Source organism: Roseateles chitinivorans (genome assembly GCF_002761755.1).
In the GTDB taxonomy this organism is placed as follows: Bacteria; Pseudomonadota; Gammaproteobacteria; order Burkholderiales; family Burkholderiaceae_C; genus Roseateles; species Roseateles chitinivorans.
The window spans coordinates 1-12,656 of the sequence record NZ_PEOG01000025.1 but is presented as its reverse complement, the minus strand read 5'-3'; the positions used below and the strand labels follow the sequence as shown (position 1 = coordinate 12,656).

At 69.3% G+C, this 12,656-nt stretch carries 12 protein-coding genes; 11 read left to right on the top strand and 1 reads right to left on the bottom strand.

Features of this window, described 5'->3' with window-relative positions; translation table 11 throughout:
* Positions 1-4: 4 nt before the first annotated feature.
* A complete protein-coding gene (locus tag CS062_RS11040; protein ID WP_099861695.1) occupies positions 5-538 on the bottom strand; it encodes a hypothetical protein in 534 nt (177 codons plus the stop codon).
* 192 nt (positions 539-730) lie between these two features.
* On the opposite strand from CS062_RS11040, the gene CS062_RS11035 reads away from it, so the two are divergent.
* The 11 genes from CS062_RS11035 to CS062_RS10985 all read left to right on the top strand — a co-directional run.
* Positions 731-2,125 (top strand): undecaprenyl-phosphate glucose phosphotransferase, encoded by a 1,395-nt coding sequence (locus tag CS062_RS11035; RefSeq protein WP_099861694.1) that lies wholly within the window; start codon positions 731-733, stop codon positions 2,123-2,125.
* 21 nt (positions 2,126-2,146) lie between these two features.
* Complete coding sequence (locus CS062_RS11030) at positions 2,147-3,313, top strand: porin family protein (protein WP_099861693.1); 1,167 nt, start codon at positions 2,147-2,149, stop codon at positions 3,311-3,313.
* 14 nt (positions 3,314-3,327) lie between these two features.
* A complete protein-coding gene (galE, locus tag CS062_RS11025) occupies positions 3,328-4,350 on the top strand; it encodes a UDP-glucose 4-epimerase GalE (RefSeq protein WP_099861692.1) in 1,023 nt (340 codons plus the stop codon).
* Positions 4,351-4,472: 122 nt separating this feature from the next.
* A complete protein-coding gene (locus CS062_RS11020) occupies positions 4,473-5,882 on the top strand; it encodes a mannose-1-phosphate guanylyltransferase/mannose-6-phosphate isomerase (RefSeq protein ID WP_099861741.1) in 1,410 nt (469 codons plus the stop codon).
* Between the two features lie 163 nt (positions 5,883-6,045).
* On the top strand, positions 6,046-7,326 hold the full coding sequence (locus CS062_RS11015; protein ID WP_099861691.1) for a nucleotide sugar dehydrogenase: 1,281 nt from the start codon (positions 6,046-6,048) through the stop codon (positions 7,324-7,326).
* A gap of 57 nt (positions 7,327-7,383) precedes the next feature.
* The gene (rfbB, locus tag CS062_RS11010) at positions 7,384-8,442 is read left to right on the top strand and encodes a dTDP-glucose 4,6-dehydratase (RefSeq protein WP_099861690.1); all 1,059 of its coding nucleotides are present in this window, start codon (positions 7,384-7,386) and stop codon (positions 8,440-8,442) included.
* 21 nt (positions 8,443-8,463) lie between these two features.
* Entirely contained in the window at positions 8,464-9,345 is an 882-nt protein-coding gene (rfbD, locus tag CS062_RS11005; RefSeq protein WP_099861689.1) for a dTDP-4-dehydrorhamnose reductase, read from the top strand.
* 14 nt (positions 9,346-9,359) lie between these two features.
* Complete coding sequence (rfbA, locus tag CS062_RS11000; protein WP_099861688.1) at positions 9,360-10,250, top strand: glucose-1-phosphate thymidylyltransferase RfbA; 891 nt, start codon at positions 9,360-9,362, stop codon at positions 10,248-10,250.
* Positions 10,250-10,801 (top strand): dTDP-4-dehydrorhamnose 3,5-epimerase, encoded by a 552-nt coding sequence (rfbC, locus tag CS062_RS10995; protein WP_099861687.1) that lies wholly within the window; start codon positions 10,250-10,252, stop codon positions 10,799-10,801. Before rfbA ends, rfbC begins: the two co-directional genes overlap by 1 nt.
* A 7-nt stretch (positions 10,802-10,808) precedes the next feature.
* A complete protein-coding gene (gene wecB / locus CS062_RS10990) occupies positions 10,809-11,966 on the top strand; it encodes a non-hydrolyzing UDP-N-acetylglucosamine 2-epimerase (protein ID WP_099861686.1) in 1,158 nt (385 codons plus the stop codon).
* Positions 11,967-12,095: 129 nt separating this feature from the next.
* Positions 12,096-12,656 (top strand): acyltransferase family protein (locus CS062_RS10985; RefSeq protein ID WP_158238747.1); only part of this gene is annotated, 561 nt, incomplete at its 3' end.

Genomic DNA, 12,656 nt, shown 5'->3' with positions numbered 1-12,656 from the left:
GACCTCATGCCCGGCCCTGGCCGTCCGGCATGAAGCGGCCCGCCTGACGGGCCAGGGCCGCCATCGCGCCGGCGGCGGCACGGCCGACGCGGCCGAGCTGGTGCGCCACGGCCGGGCCGGTGATGGCGGCGAGGTCGTCCTCGATGTCCCAGCGCACATGGTCGATCAGCCAGTTGAAGTCACCGGCCAGTTGCGCATCGCCGTCCACCCGCACGTCGGGACGGGCGCCGGACAGCGCAGCGAAGGCCGCGGCGGCCGGATTCGACGCATCGAGTTCGATGAGCAGGTCCGGTTCTTGCCTAGGGCCATCCTCGTCGCCCATCCGTTCCAGAAGACCGGCCGGGGTGATGCGCAACCGAAGGTCCGGCGCGGCCGGCAGCATCGCCGGCCAGCCGGCCAGACGCAGCCGCAGCGTCTTGCCCGTGTGCGGGGCCAGACGCGCGGTGGCGACCGGCTCGCGGGACATGACATGGTTGAGCAACAGCGTGATGCGATCCTGGACCGCGGGGGCCAGGAGCTTGGACCATTCTTGGAGCATGGGGCGGATTGTAGGCAGGCCCGGAGGCGGCCTCGCGAACGAGGGAACCGGTGACAAGCTAGGGGGTCCGGTTACGAGTTCGCCGTTTGAATTGAGAGAGAATTTCCGGCTCCGGCCGGACAGGAGCGGCAGGCCGGCCTCGAAGCCGCCAGCCGTACGGCAACGAGGGCAGCAACGAAGGACCAACGGGTGATGTTTGAGGACCGGAACTACAAGAGAACCTTCTACAGCGCGCCGCAGTCGGTCCAGTCGTTCATCGCGGCTTTCCTGGAACCGACGCTGATCGTCCTGATCTACCTGTGCCTGCTGGCCTGGTTCGGCGAACCGGTCATGCGCTCCACCTACACGCTGTGCATGCTGGTGTTCGCGCTGACCTTCCCGGGGCGCAACCGCTTCTCGGACCACCCCGCCAGCGCCGTGACCGACATCGTCGGCTCCTGGCTGATGCTGCTGCTGATCCTGGGCATGTTCGCCTACGCCACCAGCAGCTTCCATTACTTCGAGCGCCCGGTGCTGCTGTGGTGGGCGCTGCTGACGCCGCTGGCGCAGATCCTGGCCGTCGAGATCGGCCGCCGCGTGCTGCGCTGGCGCGCGCAGCAGCCTTCGGTGCGGCGCACGGCGGTGATCGTCGGCGCCGGCCCGCTGGGTGCCAAGGTCGGCCGCGCGCTCTCCTTCGGCTCCATCCGTGGCGTCGAGTGCCTGGGCTTCTTCGACGACCGCACCGACGACCGCCTCCATCCCGACAGCGTCGGCCGGGTGTTGGGCACGCTGCCGGAGCTGAGCGACTATGTCCGCGCCAACGGCGTGCGCGAGGTCTACATCACCCTGCCGCTGGGCTCGCAGCCACGCATCCTGCAGCTGCTGGAACAGCTGCAGGGCACGACCGCGTCGCTGTTCTTCGTGCCGGACGTCTTCGGCATCAGCATCATCCAGGGCCGGCTGCAGGATGTGAACGGCGTGCCGGTGGTGGGCATCCTCGAGACCCCGTTCACCGGGGTCAACGAGGTCGTCAAGCGCATCAGCGACATCATCCTGGCGGCAATGATCCTGGTGCTGATCTCGCCGATCCTGCTGGTGCTGGCGATCGGCGTGAAGCTGAGCTCGCCGGGTCCGGTGATCTTCAAGCAGCGCCGCAACGGCCTGGACGGCGAGGAGATCGTCGTCTACAAGTTCCGCTCGATGCGCGCGATGGACAACGGCGCCGTCGTCAAGCAGGCCACCAAGGGCGACCCGCGCATCACGCCCTTCGGCGCCTTCATCCGCAAGACCTCGCTGGACGAGCTGCCGCAGTTCATCAACGTGCTGCAGGGCCGCATGAGCATCGTCGGCCCGCGCCCGCACGCGGTCGCGCACAACGAGGAGTACCGCCAGCTGATCAAGGCCTACATGGTCCGCCACAAGGTCAAGCCCGGCATCACCGGCTGGGCGCAGGTCAACGGCCTGCGCGGCGAGACCGACACCGTCGACAAGATGAAGGCGCGTGTCGAATACGATCTGGAGTACCTGCGCAACTGGTCGCTCGGCCTGGATCTCCAGATCATCGTGCGCACCGTGCGGCTGATGCTCTTCGACCGCCACGCCTATTGACCCGCAGGAGACCTTCCGACGATGAACCGCCTCCACCGACTGTCGCTGCCGTTCGCCCTGCTCGCGTCCGCCTCCTGCTGGGCCCAGAGCGACCAGGGCAGCCCCTGGTACCTGGGCGCCTCGCTGGGCCATTACTACACGGACAACGTCTTCCGCGCGAATGCCGCCGCCAGCAGCGACCGGTTGACCTCGCTGAGCCTGCTGGCCGGCGTGGACACGCGCCTGGGCCGCCAGCGCCTGCATGCCGACGCCCGCCTCAACGACACCCGCTACCAGGACAACAGCCGGCTGGACAACCGCGGCTACAGCCTGGACACCGGCCTGGACTGGGAAACCGTGGGCAACCTGTCGGGCACGCTGGACTACACCCGCGCACGCACGCTGGCGGACTTCAACAGCAACACCGGCATCGCCCCGACGACCGAGCGCAACCTGCAGACCGACCAGAGCGCCGGCGGCAGCGTGCGTCTGGGACTGCCGGGGCTCTCGCCGTTCACCCTCGAGGGCACCTTCGTGCGACGCCAGCGGGACTACTCGCTGCCGCTGTGGGACACGCAGGAATACCGGCAGAACACCTCCTCGCTGGGCCTGCTCTACAACGCCAGCAGCGCCTGGCGCTTCGGGCTGGCCGGCCGCTACACCAAGGGCCGCGTGCCGGTGAACGGCTTCGAGTGGGACCGCAAGGACATCGACCTGACGGCGCTGTGGCGCGCCACCGGGTCCAGCAGCCTGAACGCGCGCCTCAGCCGCAGCACTTCCGACACCTTCACCGGGCTGACCGGCTCGCTGAACTGGAACTGGGCCCCGGGCGGCCGCTGGACGCTCAACACCAAGCTGTCGCGGGACACCGGCGTCGAGACCTACTACCTGGGCATCAACAACGGCCAGTCCGACTTCAACCGGGTGCAGACGGCGTTCCAGACCCAGTTCAACTACCGCATCACCGGCAAGCTGACCGCGCAGGCCGGCGTGGGCTTCACCCGCCTGAGCCGCGATCGCGACATCGCCCTGGGCGGGGTGCGTTCCAAGGACAACTCCAAGCAATACAGCCTGGGCCTGGCCTGGGAAGCGCTGCGCAACGTCACCGTGGGTTGCCAGTACACGCGCCTGGACCGCGACACGACGGACGCGATCTACTCCTACAACGCCTACACCGCTGGCTGCTACGTGCAGGGCATGATCCGCTGACCGCCTCCAACGCCATGCCCAACGACACCATCCTGCTGACCGGCGCGACCGGCTACATCGCCTCCCACACCTGGCTCGCGCTGCAGGCGGCCGGCTACCGCGTCGTCGGCGTGGACAACTTCAGCAACAGCTCGCCCAAGGTGCTGGAGCGCCTGGCCGAACTGAGCGGCCAGACGCCGCTGTTCGAGAAGCTCGACGTCTGCGACGGCGCGGCGCTGGACGCGGTGTTCAACGAGTACCAGCCGGCCGCGGTGGTGCACTTCGCCGCCTACAAGGCGGTCGGCGAATCCACCGCCAAGCCGCTGAGCTACTACCGCAACAACCTCGACGGGCTGCTGACGGTCTGCGAAACGATGCGCCGCCATGACTGCAGGCGGATCGTCTTCTCGTCCAGCGCGACCGTCTACGGCCAGCCCAGGTCGCTGCCGCTGCGCGAGGACGCCGAGCTGATGGCGGTCAACCCCTACGGCGCGACCAAGCTGATCGGGGAAGGCATCCTGCGCGACCTGGGCGCCTCGGACCCGCAGTGGCAGACCGCCTGCCTGCGCTACTTCAACCCGGTCGGCGCGCACGAGAGCGGCCGCATCGGCGAGGACCCGCGCGGCATCCCCAACAACCTGATGCCCTACGTGACGCAGGTGGCGATCGGTCGACGCGCCAAGCTCTCGATCTTCGGCGGCGACTACGACACACCCGACGGCACCGGCGTGCGCGACTACATCCATGTCCTCGACCTGGCCGAAGGCCATGTGGCCGCGCTGAACTTCCTGCTGCGCGGCAACGAGTCGATCTGGGTCAACCTGGGCACCGGCCGCGGCTACAGCGTGCTGGAGCTGGTCAATGCCTTCGCGAAGGCCAGCGGCCGCGAGATCCCTTATGAGATCGTCGCCCGCCGCCCCGGCGACGTCGCCGCCTGCTACGCCGATCCGGCGCTGGCGCGCGAGAAGCTCGGCTGGACCGCCCGCCACGACCTGCAGCGCATGTGCGAGGACAGCTGGCGCTGGCAATCGTCCAATCCGAACGGCTTCGAGGGCTGACCCGCCGCTCTGCGACACTTCCGACCCTTCTTTCCGAATCCACAGCCCCACGTCGACGTGCAAGGGGCGCCAGTCCCAGAGGGAGCAGTACCTTGAGCAAGATCGATACGCAACCGGTGATCATGGCGGGCGGCAGCGGAACGCGGCTGTGGCCGCTCTCCCGCGCCGGCTATCCCAAGCAGTTCCTGGTGCTGAACGGCAACACCAGCCTGTTCCAGCAGGCCGCGGACCGCCTGGCCACGCTCGGCGCCGAGGACATCGCGGTGAAGCCGCCGATCGTCGTCGGCAACGAGGAGCACCGCTTCATGGTGCTGGACCAGCTGCGCGAGCAGCGGCTGAGTCCCAGCGCGGTCGTGCTGGAGCCGGTCGGCCGCAACACCGCGCCGGCGATCACGCTGGCCGCGCTCCAGGCGCTGGAAGGCGGCGAGGATCCGGTGCTGGTGGTCACGCCGGCCGACCAGACCGTCACCGACGGTCCCGCCTTCACCGCCGCGCTGCAGGACGCGGTGCGCCAGGCCAAGGACGGCGCCATCGTCATCCTCGGCATCACGCCCGATCGGCCCGAGACCGGCTACGGCTACATCCGCGCCGGCGCCGAAGGCACCGGCCTGCGCGTCGAGGCCTTCGTCGAGAAGCCCGATGCCGCGACCGCCCAGAAGTACCTCGACCAGGGCGGCTACTACTGGAACAGCGGCATGTTCGTGCTGCGCGCCAGTGTCTGGCTGAAGGCGCTGCAACAGTTCCGTCCCGACATCGACCAGGCCACGCGCGTCGCCTTCGGCGGCAAGGCGGTGGACGGTCCCTTCGTGCGTCCGGCCAAGGAGGCCTTCGCGGCCGTGCCGTCGGAGTCGATCGACTACGCGGTGATGGAGCGCTGCCCGGGCAGCCCGGTCGCGCTGCGCATGGTGCCGCTGGATGCCGGCTGGAACGACCTCGGCGCCTGGGAGGCCGTCTGGCAGGTGGCGGAGAAGGACGCCGCCGGCAACGCCAGCCGCGGCGACGCGATCATCGCGGACAGCCGCAACACGCTGGTGCATGCGACCAGCCGGCTGGTCTCGGCGGTGGGGCTGGACAACGTCGTCGTCGTCGAGACGCCGGACGCGGTGCTGGTCGCCGATCGCAGCAAGAGCCAGGACGTCAAGAAGATCGTCAGCCAGCTGACCGCCGCCCAGCGCGACGAGCAGAACCTGCATCGCAAGGTCCATCGCCCCTGGGGCTGGTACGACAGCATCGACATGGGCGAGCGCTTCCAGGTCAAGCGCATCATGGTCAAGCCGGGCGCCTCGCTGAGCCTGCAGATGCACCACCACCGCGCCGAGCACTGGATCGTGGTGCAGGGCACCGCCGAGGTCGTCAACGGCGACAAGACCATCCTGCTGACCGAGAACCAGTCGACCTACATCCCGCTGGGCCAGGTGCACCGCCTGTCCAACCCGGGCAAGGTGCCGCTGGAGATCATCGAGGTCCAGTCCGGCTCCTACCTGGGCGAGGACGACATCGTCCGCTACCAGGACACCTACGGCCGGAACTGAGAGCCGGGCCCCGCTTGAGGGGTCGGCGAGGACCTGAAAACCGGATACAAAGCCGACCATCGCGCGGGGCGCCCGGACCTTCCGGTCCGGGTGGGACGCTCCGGGCCCACCACAACAGGACGCCGGCCGTCGCATCGACGCCGGCGGTCGACAGGAGAAGATCGTGGCCGTGATTGCCGTCGTCGGATTGGGATATGTGGGACTGCCGCTGGTGGTCGAGTTCGGCAAGCACGGACGGACCATCGGGTTTGACATCGCCGTCGACAAGGTCGCCAAGTGCCGTGCGGGCACCGACCCGTCGCGCGAGCTGAGCGACGAGGACGTGCGCGCGGCCGTGCACGCCGAGTACCACAGCGACCCGGCCTGCCTGGCCGAGGCGGACGTCATCATCGTGGCCGTGCCCACGCCGGTGGACGAAGCCAAGATCCCCGACTTCCGGCCGCTGATCGGCTCGTCCACCAGCGTCGGCCGCCATATGAAGCGCGGCGCCGTCGTCGTCTATGAATCGACCGTCTACCCCGGCGCGACCGAGGAGGTCTGCATCCCCGTGCTGGAACGCGAATCCGGCCTGAAGTGGAAGCAGGACTTCTTCGTCGGCTACAGCCCGGAGCGGATCAACCCGGGCGACAAGGACCACACGCTGACGAAGATCCTCAAGATCGTCTCCGGCGACACGCCCGAGACGCTGGACATCGTCGCGCGGACCTACGAGAAGATCATCGTGCCCGGCGTGCACCGCGCGTCCAGCATCAAGACCGCCGAGGCGGCCAAGGTCATCGAGAACACGCAGCGCGACCTGAACATCGCGTTGATGAACGAGCTGGCGATCATCTTCGAGCGCCTCGGCCTGGACACCTCCGAGGTCCTGGAAGCCGCCGGCACGAAGTGGAACTTCCTGAAGTTCAAGCCGGGCCTGGTCGGCGGCCACTGCATCGGCGTGGACCCCTACTACCTCACGCACAAGGCCGACATGCTGGGCTACCACCCGCAGGTCATCCTGGCGGGCCGGCGCATCAACGACGGCATGGGCAAGTTCATCGCCGAGCAGACCATCAAGCAGATGATCGCCTCCGGCTCGCCGATCAAGGGGGCCAAGGTCAATGTGCTGGGCCTGACCTTCAAGGAGGACTGCGGCGACCTGCGCAACTCCAAGGTGATCGACATCATCCGCGAGCTCAAGACCTACGGCGTGGAAGTCTTCGTCACCGACCCGGCAGCCGAGGCCGACGAAGCGATGCACGAGTACGGCGTGCGGCTGCATCGCTTCGAGGACCTGCCCCGTGCCGACGCCATCGTCGCGGCGGTCGCGCACCGCGAGTACAAGGCGATGGCGGCCGGCGCGCTGGCCGTCAAGCTGGTGGAAGGCGGTGCCTTCATCGACGTCAAGGCGGCCTTCCCGGCCGACGATCTCCGCGCCGCCGGCCTTCGGGTCTGGCGGCTGTAATCCGACCTGCTTCGCCGCCCTCCGGGGTGGGGAAGCCTCACGTTTCAGGGAAGTTTCATGACGATCCTCGTCACCGGCGGCGCCGGATTCATCGGCAGCAATTTCGTGCTCGACTGGTTCAAGACCTCGGACGAGCCCGTCGTCAACCTGGACGCCCTCACCTATGCGGGCAACCTCGAGAACCTGGCCTCGCTGAAGGACGATGCGCGCCACATCTTCGTGAAGGGCGACATCTGCGACCGCGCGCTGGTCGATCAGTTGCTGGCCACGCACCGCCCGCGCGCGATCGTGCACTTCGCGGCGGAGTCGCACGTCGACCGCTCGATCCATGGCCCCGGCGCCTTCATGCGCACCAATGTCGAGGGCACCTTCACGCTGCTGGAAGCCGCCCGCGGCTACTGGGGCGCGCTGGAGGGCGATGCCAAGGCGGCCTTCCGCTTCCATCACGTCTCCACCGACGAGGTCTACGGCTCGCTCAAGCCGCAGGACCCGCCCTTCGCCGAGACCAACGCCTACGAGCCCAACAGCCCGTACTCGGCCTCCAAGGCCGCCAGCGACCACCTGGTCCGCGCCTGGCACCACACCTACGGGCTGCCGGTCGTGACGACCAACTGCTCCAACAACTACGGTCCGTATCACTTCCCGGAGAAGCTGATCCCGCTGATGATCGTCAACGCGCTGGCCGGCAAGCCGCTGCCGGTGTACGGCGACGGCCAGCAGATCCGCGACTGGCTCTACGTCACCGACCACTGCTCGGGCATCCGCGCGGTGCTGGCCGGCGGCACGCTGGGCGAGACCTACAACATCGGCGGCTGGAACGAGAAGGCCAACATCGACATCGTGAAGACGGTGTGCGCGCTGCTCGACGAGCTGCGCCCCGATCCGGCCGGTCCCTACGCGCGCCTGATCACCTATGTGAAGGACCGCCCCGGCCACGATCGCCGCTACGCGATCGACGCGCGCAAGATCGAGCGCGACCTGGGCTGGCGTCCCGCCGAGACCTTCGAGACCGGCATCCGCAAGACGGTGCAGTGGTACCTGGCCAATGAGGACTGGGCCTCGCGGGTGCTCTCGGGCGCGTACCGCGAGTGGGTTTCCAAGCAATACGGCGCCTGAGCGCGCCAGCAGGACATCGGCATGAAGATTCTGCTGCTCGGAAAGAACGGCCAGCTGGGCTGGGAGCTGCAACGCGCGCTGGCGCCGCTGGGCGAGCTGGTCGCGCTGGACCGCCATGAGGGCGGCGACCTCGGCGACAGCGACGCGCTGCGCGCCACGGTGGGCCGCGTCGCGCCCGACGTCATCGTCAATGCGGCCGCCTACACCGCGGTCGACAAGGCCGAAAGCGAACCCGAGGCCGCCCGCCAGATCAATGCGCTCGCGACCGGCGTGCTGGCCGACGAAGCCAAGAGGCTCGGCGCGCTGCTGGTGCATTACTCGACCGACTACGTCTTCGACGGCAGCGGCAGCGACTGGCGCTTCGAGGATGCGCCGACCGGTCCGCTGAGCGTCTACGGCAAGACCAAGCTCGAGGGCGAGCAGGCGATCGCCGCCAGCGGCTGCGACGCGCTGGTGCTGCGCACCAGCTGGGTCTACGCGGCACGCGGCGGCAACTTCGCCAAGACCATGCTGCGGCTGGCGGCCGAGCGCGAGCAGCTCAAGGTCGTCGCCGACCAGATCGGCGCGCCGACCGGCGCCGACCTGCTGGCCGACATCACCGCCCACATGATCCGCGCCACGCTGAAGGACCGCGCGCTGTGCGGCATCTACCACGCGGTGGCCAGCGGCGAGACGAGCTGGCACCAATACGCCCAGCACGTGCTGACGCGCGCGCGGGACAAGGGCCTGGCGCTGAAGGTGCCACCCGAGCAGGTCGAGCCGCTGCCCAGCAGCGCCTATCCGACGCCCGCGCCGCGCCCGCTGAACTCGCGCCTGGACAACCACAAGCTGCAGGACCGCTTCGGCCTGGTGCTGCCGCACTGGCAGGCGGGCGTCGACCGCCTGCTGGAAGAAATCCTGTGATCGGAGAGACCACGATGAGCACCACCACCCGCAAGGGCATCATCCTGGCCGGCGGTTCCGGCACCCGGCTGCATCCGGCGACGCTGGCGATCAGCAAGCAGCTGCTGCCGGTCTACGACAAGCCGATGGTCTATTACCCGCTCAGCACGCTGATGCTGGCGGGCATGCGCGACATCCTGCTGATCAGCACGCCGCAGGACCTGCCCCGCTTCGAGGCGCTGCTGGGCGACGGCTCGCGCTGGGGCGTGAACCTGCAGTACTGCGTGCAGCCCAGCCCGGACGGCCTGGCACAGGCCTTCATCCTGGGCAAGGACTTCATCGGCGGCGCACCCAGTGCGCTGGTGCTGGGCGACAACATCTTCTACGGCCACGACTTTGCCGGCCTGCTCGAGAGCGCCGACCGGCAGACCGATGGCGCCACCGTCTTCGCGTACCACGTGCACGATCCGGAGCGCTATGGCGTGGTCGAGTTCGATGGCGACAAGCGCGCCGTCAGCATCGAGGAAAAGCCCAAGGCGCCCAAGAGCAACTACGCGGTGACCGGCCTGTACTTCTATGACCGCCAGGTCTGCGACATCGCCGCCGACATCCAGCCCAGCCCGCGCGGCGAGCTCGAGATCACCGACGTCAACGCCCGCTACCTCGCGCAGCAGCAGCTGCGCGTCGAGATCATGGGCCGCGGCTATGCCTGGCTGGACACCGGCACGCATGACAGCCTGATGGAAGCCGGCCAGTTCATCGCGACGCTGGAGAAGCGCCAGGGCCTGAAGGTCGCCTGCCCCGAGGAGATCGCCTACCGCAAGGGCTGGATCAACGCCGAGCAGCTCGAGCGGCTGGCACAGCCGATGCTCAAGAACGGCTATGGCCAATACCTGAAGCAGGTGCTCAACGAGAAGGTGTTCTGATGAATGTGATTCCGACCGCGCTGCCCGAAGTGCTGATCATCGAGCCGAAGGTCTTCGGCGACGCGCGCGGCTTCTTCATGGAGAGCTGGACCGAGCCGAAGTTCAATGCCGCCTGCGGCTACGACGTGCGCTTCGTGCAGGACAACCATTCGCGCTCCAGCCAGGGCGTGCTGCGCGGCCTGCACTTCCAGCTGCCGCCGCATGCGCAGGGCAAGCTGGTGCGCTGCACCGCCGGCGCGGTGTTCGACGTCGCCGTCGACATGCGGCGCAGCAGTGCCAATTTCGGCAAGTGGGTCGGCGTCGAGCTGACCGGCGAGAACCATCGCCAGCTGTGGATCCCGCCGGGCTTCGCGCACGGCTTCCTGGTCCTGAGCGAGACCGCCGACTTCCTCTACAAGACCACCGACCTCTATGCGCCGCAGGCCGAAGGGTCGGTGCGCTGGGACGATCCGGCCATCGGCATCGACTGGCCGAAGCTCGGCGTCGAGTTCAAGCTCGCCGAGAAGGACGCGAAGGCGCCGCTGCTCGCCGACGCGAAGTCCTTCGACTGAAGCGCCGATGGCCGCGCCCCTGCTGCACCTGATCGCGGGCGCGCGGCCCAACTTCATGAAGCTGGCGCCTCTGGTGCGGGCGCTGCGCGCGGATGGCCGGCTCGACTGGAAGCTGATCCACACCGGCCAGCACCATGACGCGGCGATGAGCGGTGTCTTCTTCGACGAGCTCGGATTGCCGCCGCCGGACGTCTCGCTGGACTGCCACGGCGGTGGCCATGCGCGGCTGACGGCCGCCATCCTGCAAGCCTATGAGCCGCACCTGCTGGCCGACCGGCCGGCGGCCTGCGTCGTCGTCGGCGACGTCGATTCGACGCTCGCCTGCGCGCTGACGGCCCGCAAGCTCGGCGTGCCGGTGGCGCATGTCGAGGCCGGCCTGCGCAGCGGCGACATGTCCATGCCGGAAGAGATCAACCGCCGCGCCACCGACGCGATCGCGGACTGGCTCTTCACGACCGAGCCGAGCGCCGCCGCCCACCTGCGCCGCGAAGGTCACCCCGAGCCGCGCATCGTCGAGGTCGGTCATGTGATGGTCGACAACCTGCTGTTCCAGCTCGATCGCCTGGAGGCCGGCGATGCCGAGGCCCAGGCCGCCCAAGCCACCGCACTCGCCGCGCTCGACGCGGCCGGCGCGGGGCGGGCGCTGGCGGGCCGTTTCGGCGTCGTCACGCTGCACCGGCCGTCCAATGTCGACGAGCCGGCCCAGCTCGCGGCGCTGATGGCGGCGCTGGGCGCGCTCGCCGAACGCCTGCCGCTGATCTTCCCGGTCCACCCGCGCACCCGCGATCGGCTGGCGGCGCTCGGCCTGGCGCCGGCGCCGGGCCTGCACCTGCTGCCGCCGCTGCCTTACCGGCCCTTCCTGGCGCTGTGGCGCCGCGCCGCCCTGGTGCTCACCGACAGCGGCGGCCTGCAGGAAGAAACGACCGCGCTGGGCATCCCCTGCCTCACCGTGCGCGACAACACCGAGCGGCCGGTGACGGTCGAACTCGGCACCAACCGCATCGCCGGCACCGACGCCGCGCGCGTGCTGGCGCTCGCCCGGCAGCGGCTGGACGAGCTCGACGCCGCCGGCGCGGCCCCCGTGCCGGTGCGCCGACCGCCGTTGTGGGACGGCCGATCGGCCGCCCGCATCGTCGAGCGCCTGGCCGCGGACCTGCTCCGCTGAGTCCCTCCCCCGCGTTCCGGGGGCCACCACGCGAATTTGTCACCTTCGCGTGAAGCCCCACGGTGCGACCAGCGTACAGTCGCAGGTTCAGATGCCCGGAGAGGCGTCCGCATGGCCGAGGGGGAATTCATGAATGCTTCAGTCGCCTCCTCCGGGGAGGCGCCCCGCTCCGGCGCCGCCGGCGCGGTCGATGTCGACCTCGACAGGATCCGCGCGACGCTGATGGTCCTGGGCATCGCCCTGCACGCGGCGGACGTCTTCGTCACCGCCGGCGACTGGCTGGTCGCCGACCGCCACCGCAGCGTCGTCTTCGACGCGCTCGTCGCGCTGATCCACAGCTTCCGCGTGCCCGGCTTCTTCCTGCTGTCCGGCCTGCTCTTCGCCGGCAGCCTGCGTCGCCACGCCACGCCCGACCTGCTCGCCCGCCAGTTGCTGCGCCTGGGCGTGCCGCTGCTGACCTGCTGGCTGCTGCTCAACGGCGCGCAGCAGGCGCTGCTGGCCTGGCAACGGGGCGCCGACCCCTGGGCCGCGCTGGAGGGCCTGTCCGCGCCGATGTACCACCTCTGGTTCCTGCGCGACCTGCTGGTGCTGAACCTGCTGGTGCTCGCCGCCTGGGCGGTCGCCCAGGGCCGGCATCGCCGCGCCGCCCGGACGTCCGCTGGCGCGCCGGGGCGCCTCGCCGCCTGGGTC

What these genes read in the sequence shown, in the direction of transcription:
- CS062_RS11040 (WP_099861695.1), bottom strand. Translation starts at nt 538, where the DNA reads ATGCTCCAAGAATGGTCCAAGCTCCTGGCCCCCGCGGTCCAGGATCGC.
- CS062_RS11035 (WP_099861694.1), top strand. Translation starts at nt 731, where the DNA reads ATGTTTGAGGACCGGAACTACAAGAGAACCTTCTACAGCGCGCCGCAG.
- CS062_RS11030 (WP_099861693.1), top strand. Translation starts at nt 2,147, where the DNA reads ATGAACCGCCTCCACCGACTGTCGCTGCCGTTCGCCCTGCTCGCGTCC.
- galE (WP_099861692.1), top strand. Translation starts at nt 3,328, where the DNA reads ATGCCCAACGACACCATCCTGCTGACCGGCGCGACCGGCTACATCGCC.
- CS062_RS11020 (WP_099861741.1), top strand. Translation starts at nt 4,473, where the DNA reads ATGGCGGGCGGCAGCGGAACGCGGCTGTGGCCGCTCTCCCGCGCCGGC.
- rfbB (WP_099861690.1), top strand. Translation starts at nt 7,384, where the DNA reads ATGACGATCCTCGTCACCGGCGGCGCCGGATTCATCGGCAGCAATTTC.
- rfbD (WP_099861689.1), top strand. Translation starts at nt 8,464, where the DNA reads ATGAAGATTCTGCTGCTCGGAAAGAACGGCCAGCTGGGCTGGGAGCTG.
- rfbA (WP_099861688.1), top strand. Translation starts at nt 9,360, where the DNA reads ATGAGCACCACCACCCGCAAGGGCATCATCCTGGCCGGCGGTTCCGGC.
- rfbC (WP_099861687.1), top strand. Translation starts at nt 10,250, where the DNA reads ATGAATGTGATTCCGACCGCGCTGCCCGAAGTGCTGATCATCGAGCCG.
- wecB (WP_099861686.1), top strand. Translation starts at nt 10,809, where the DNA reads ATGGCCGCGCCCCTGCTGCACCTGATCGCGGGCGCGCGGCCCAACTTC.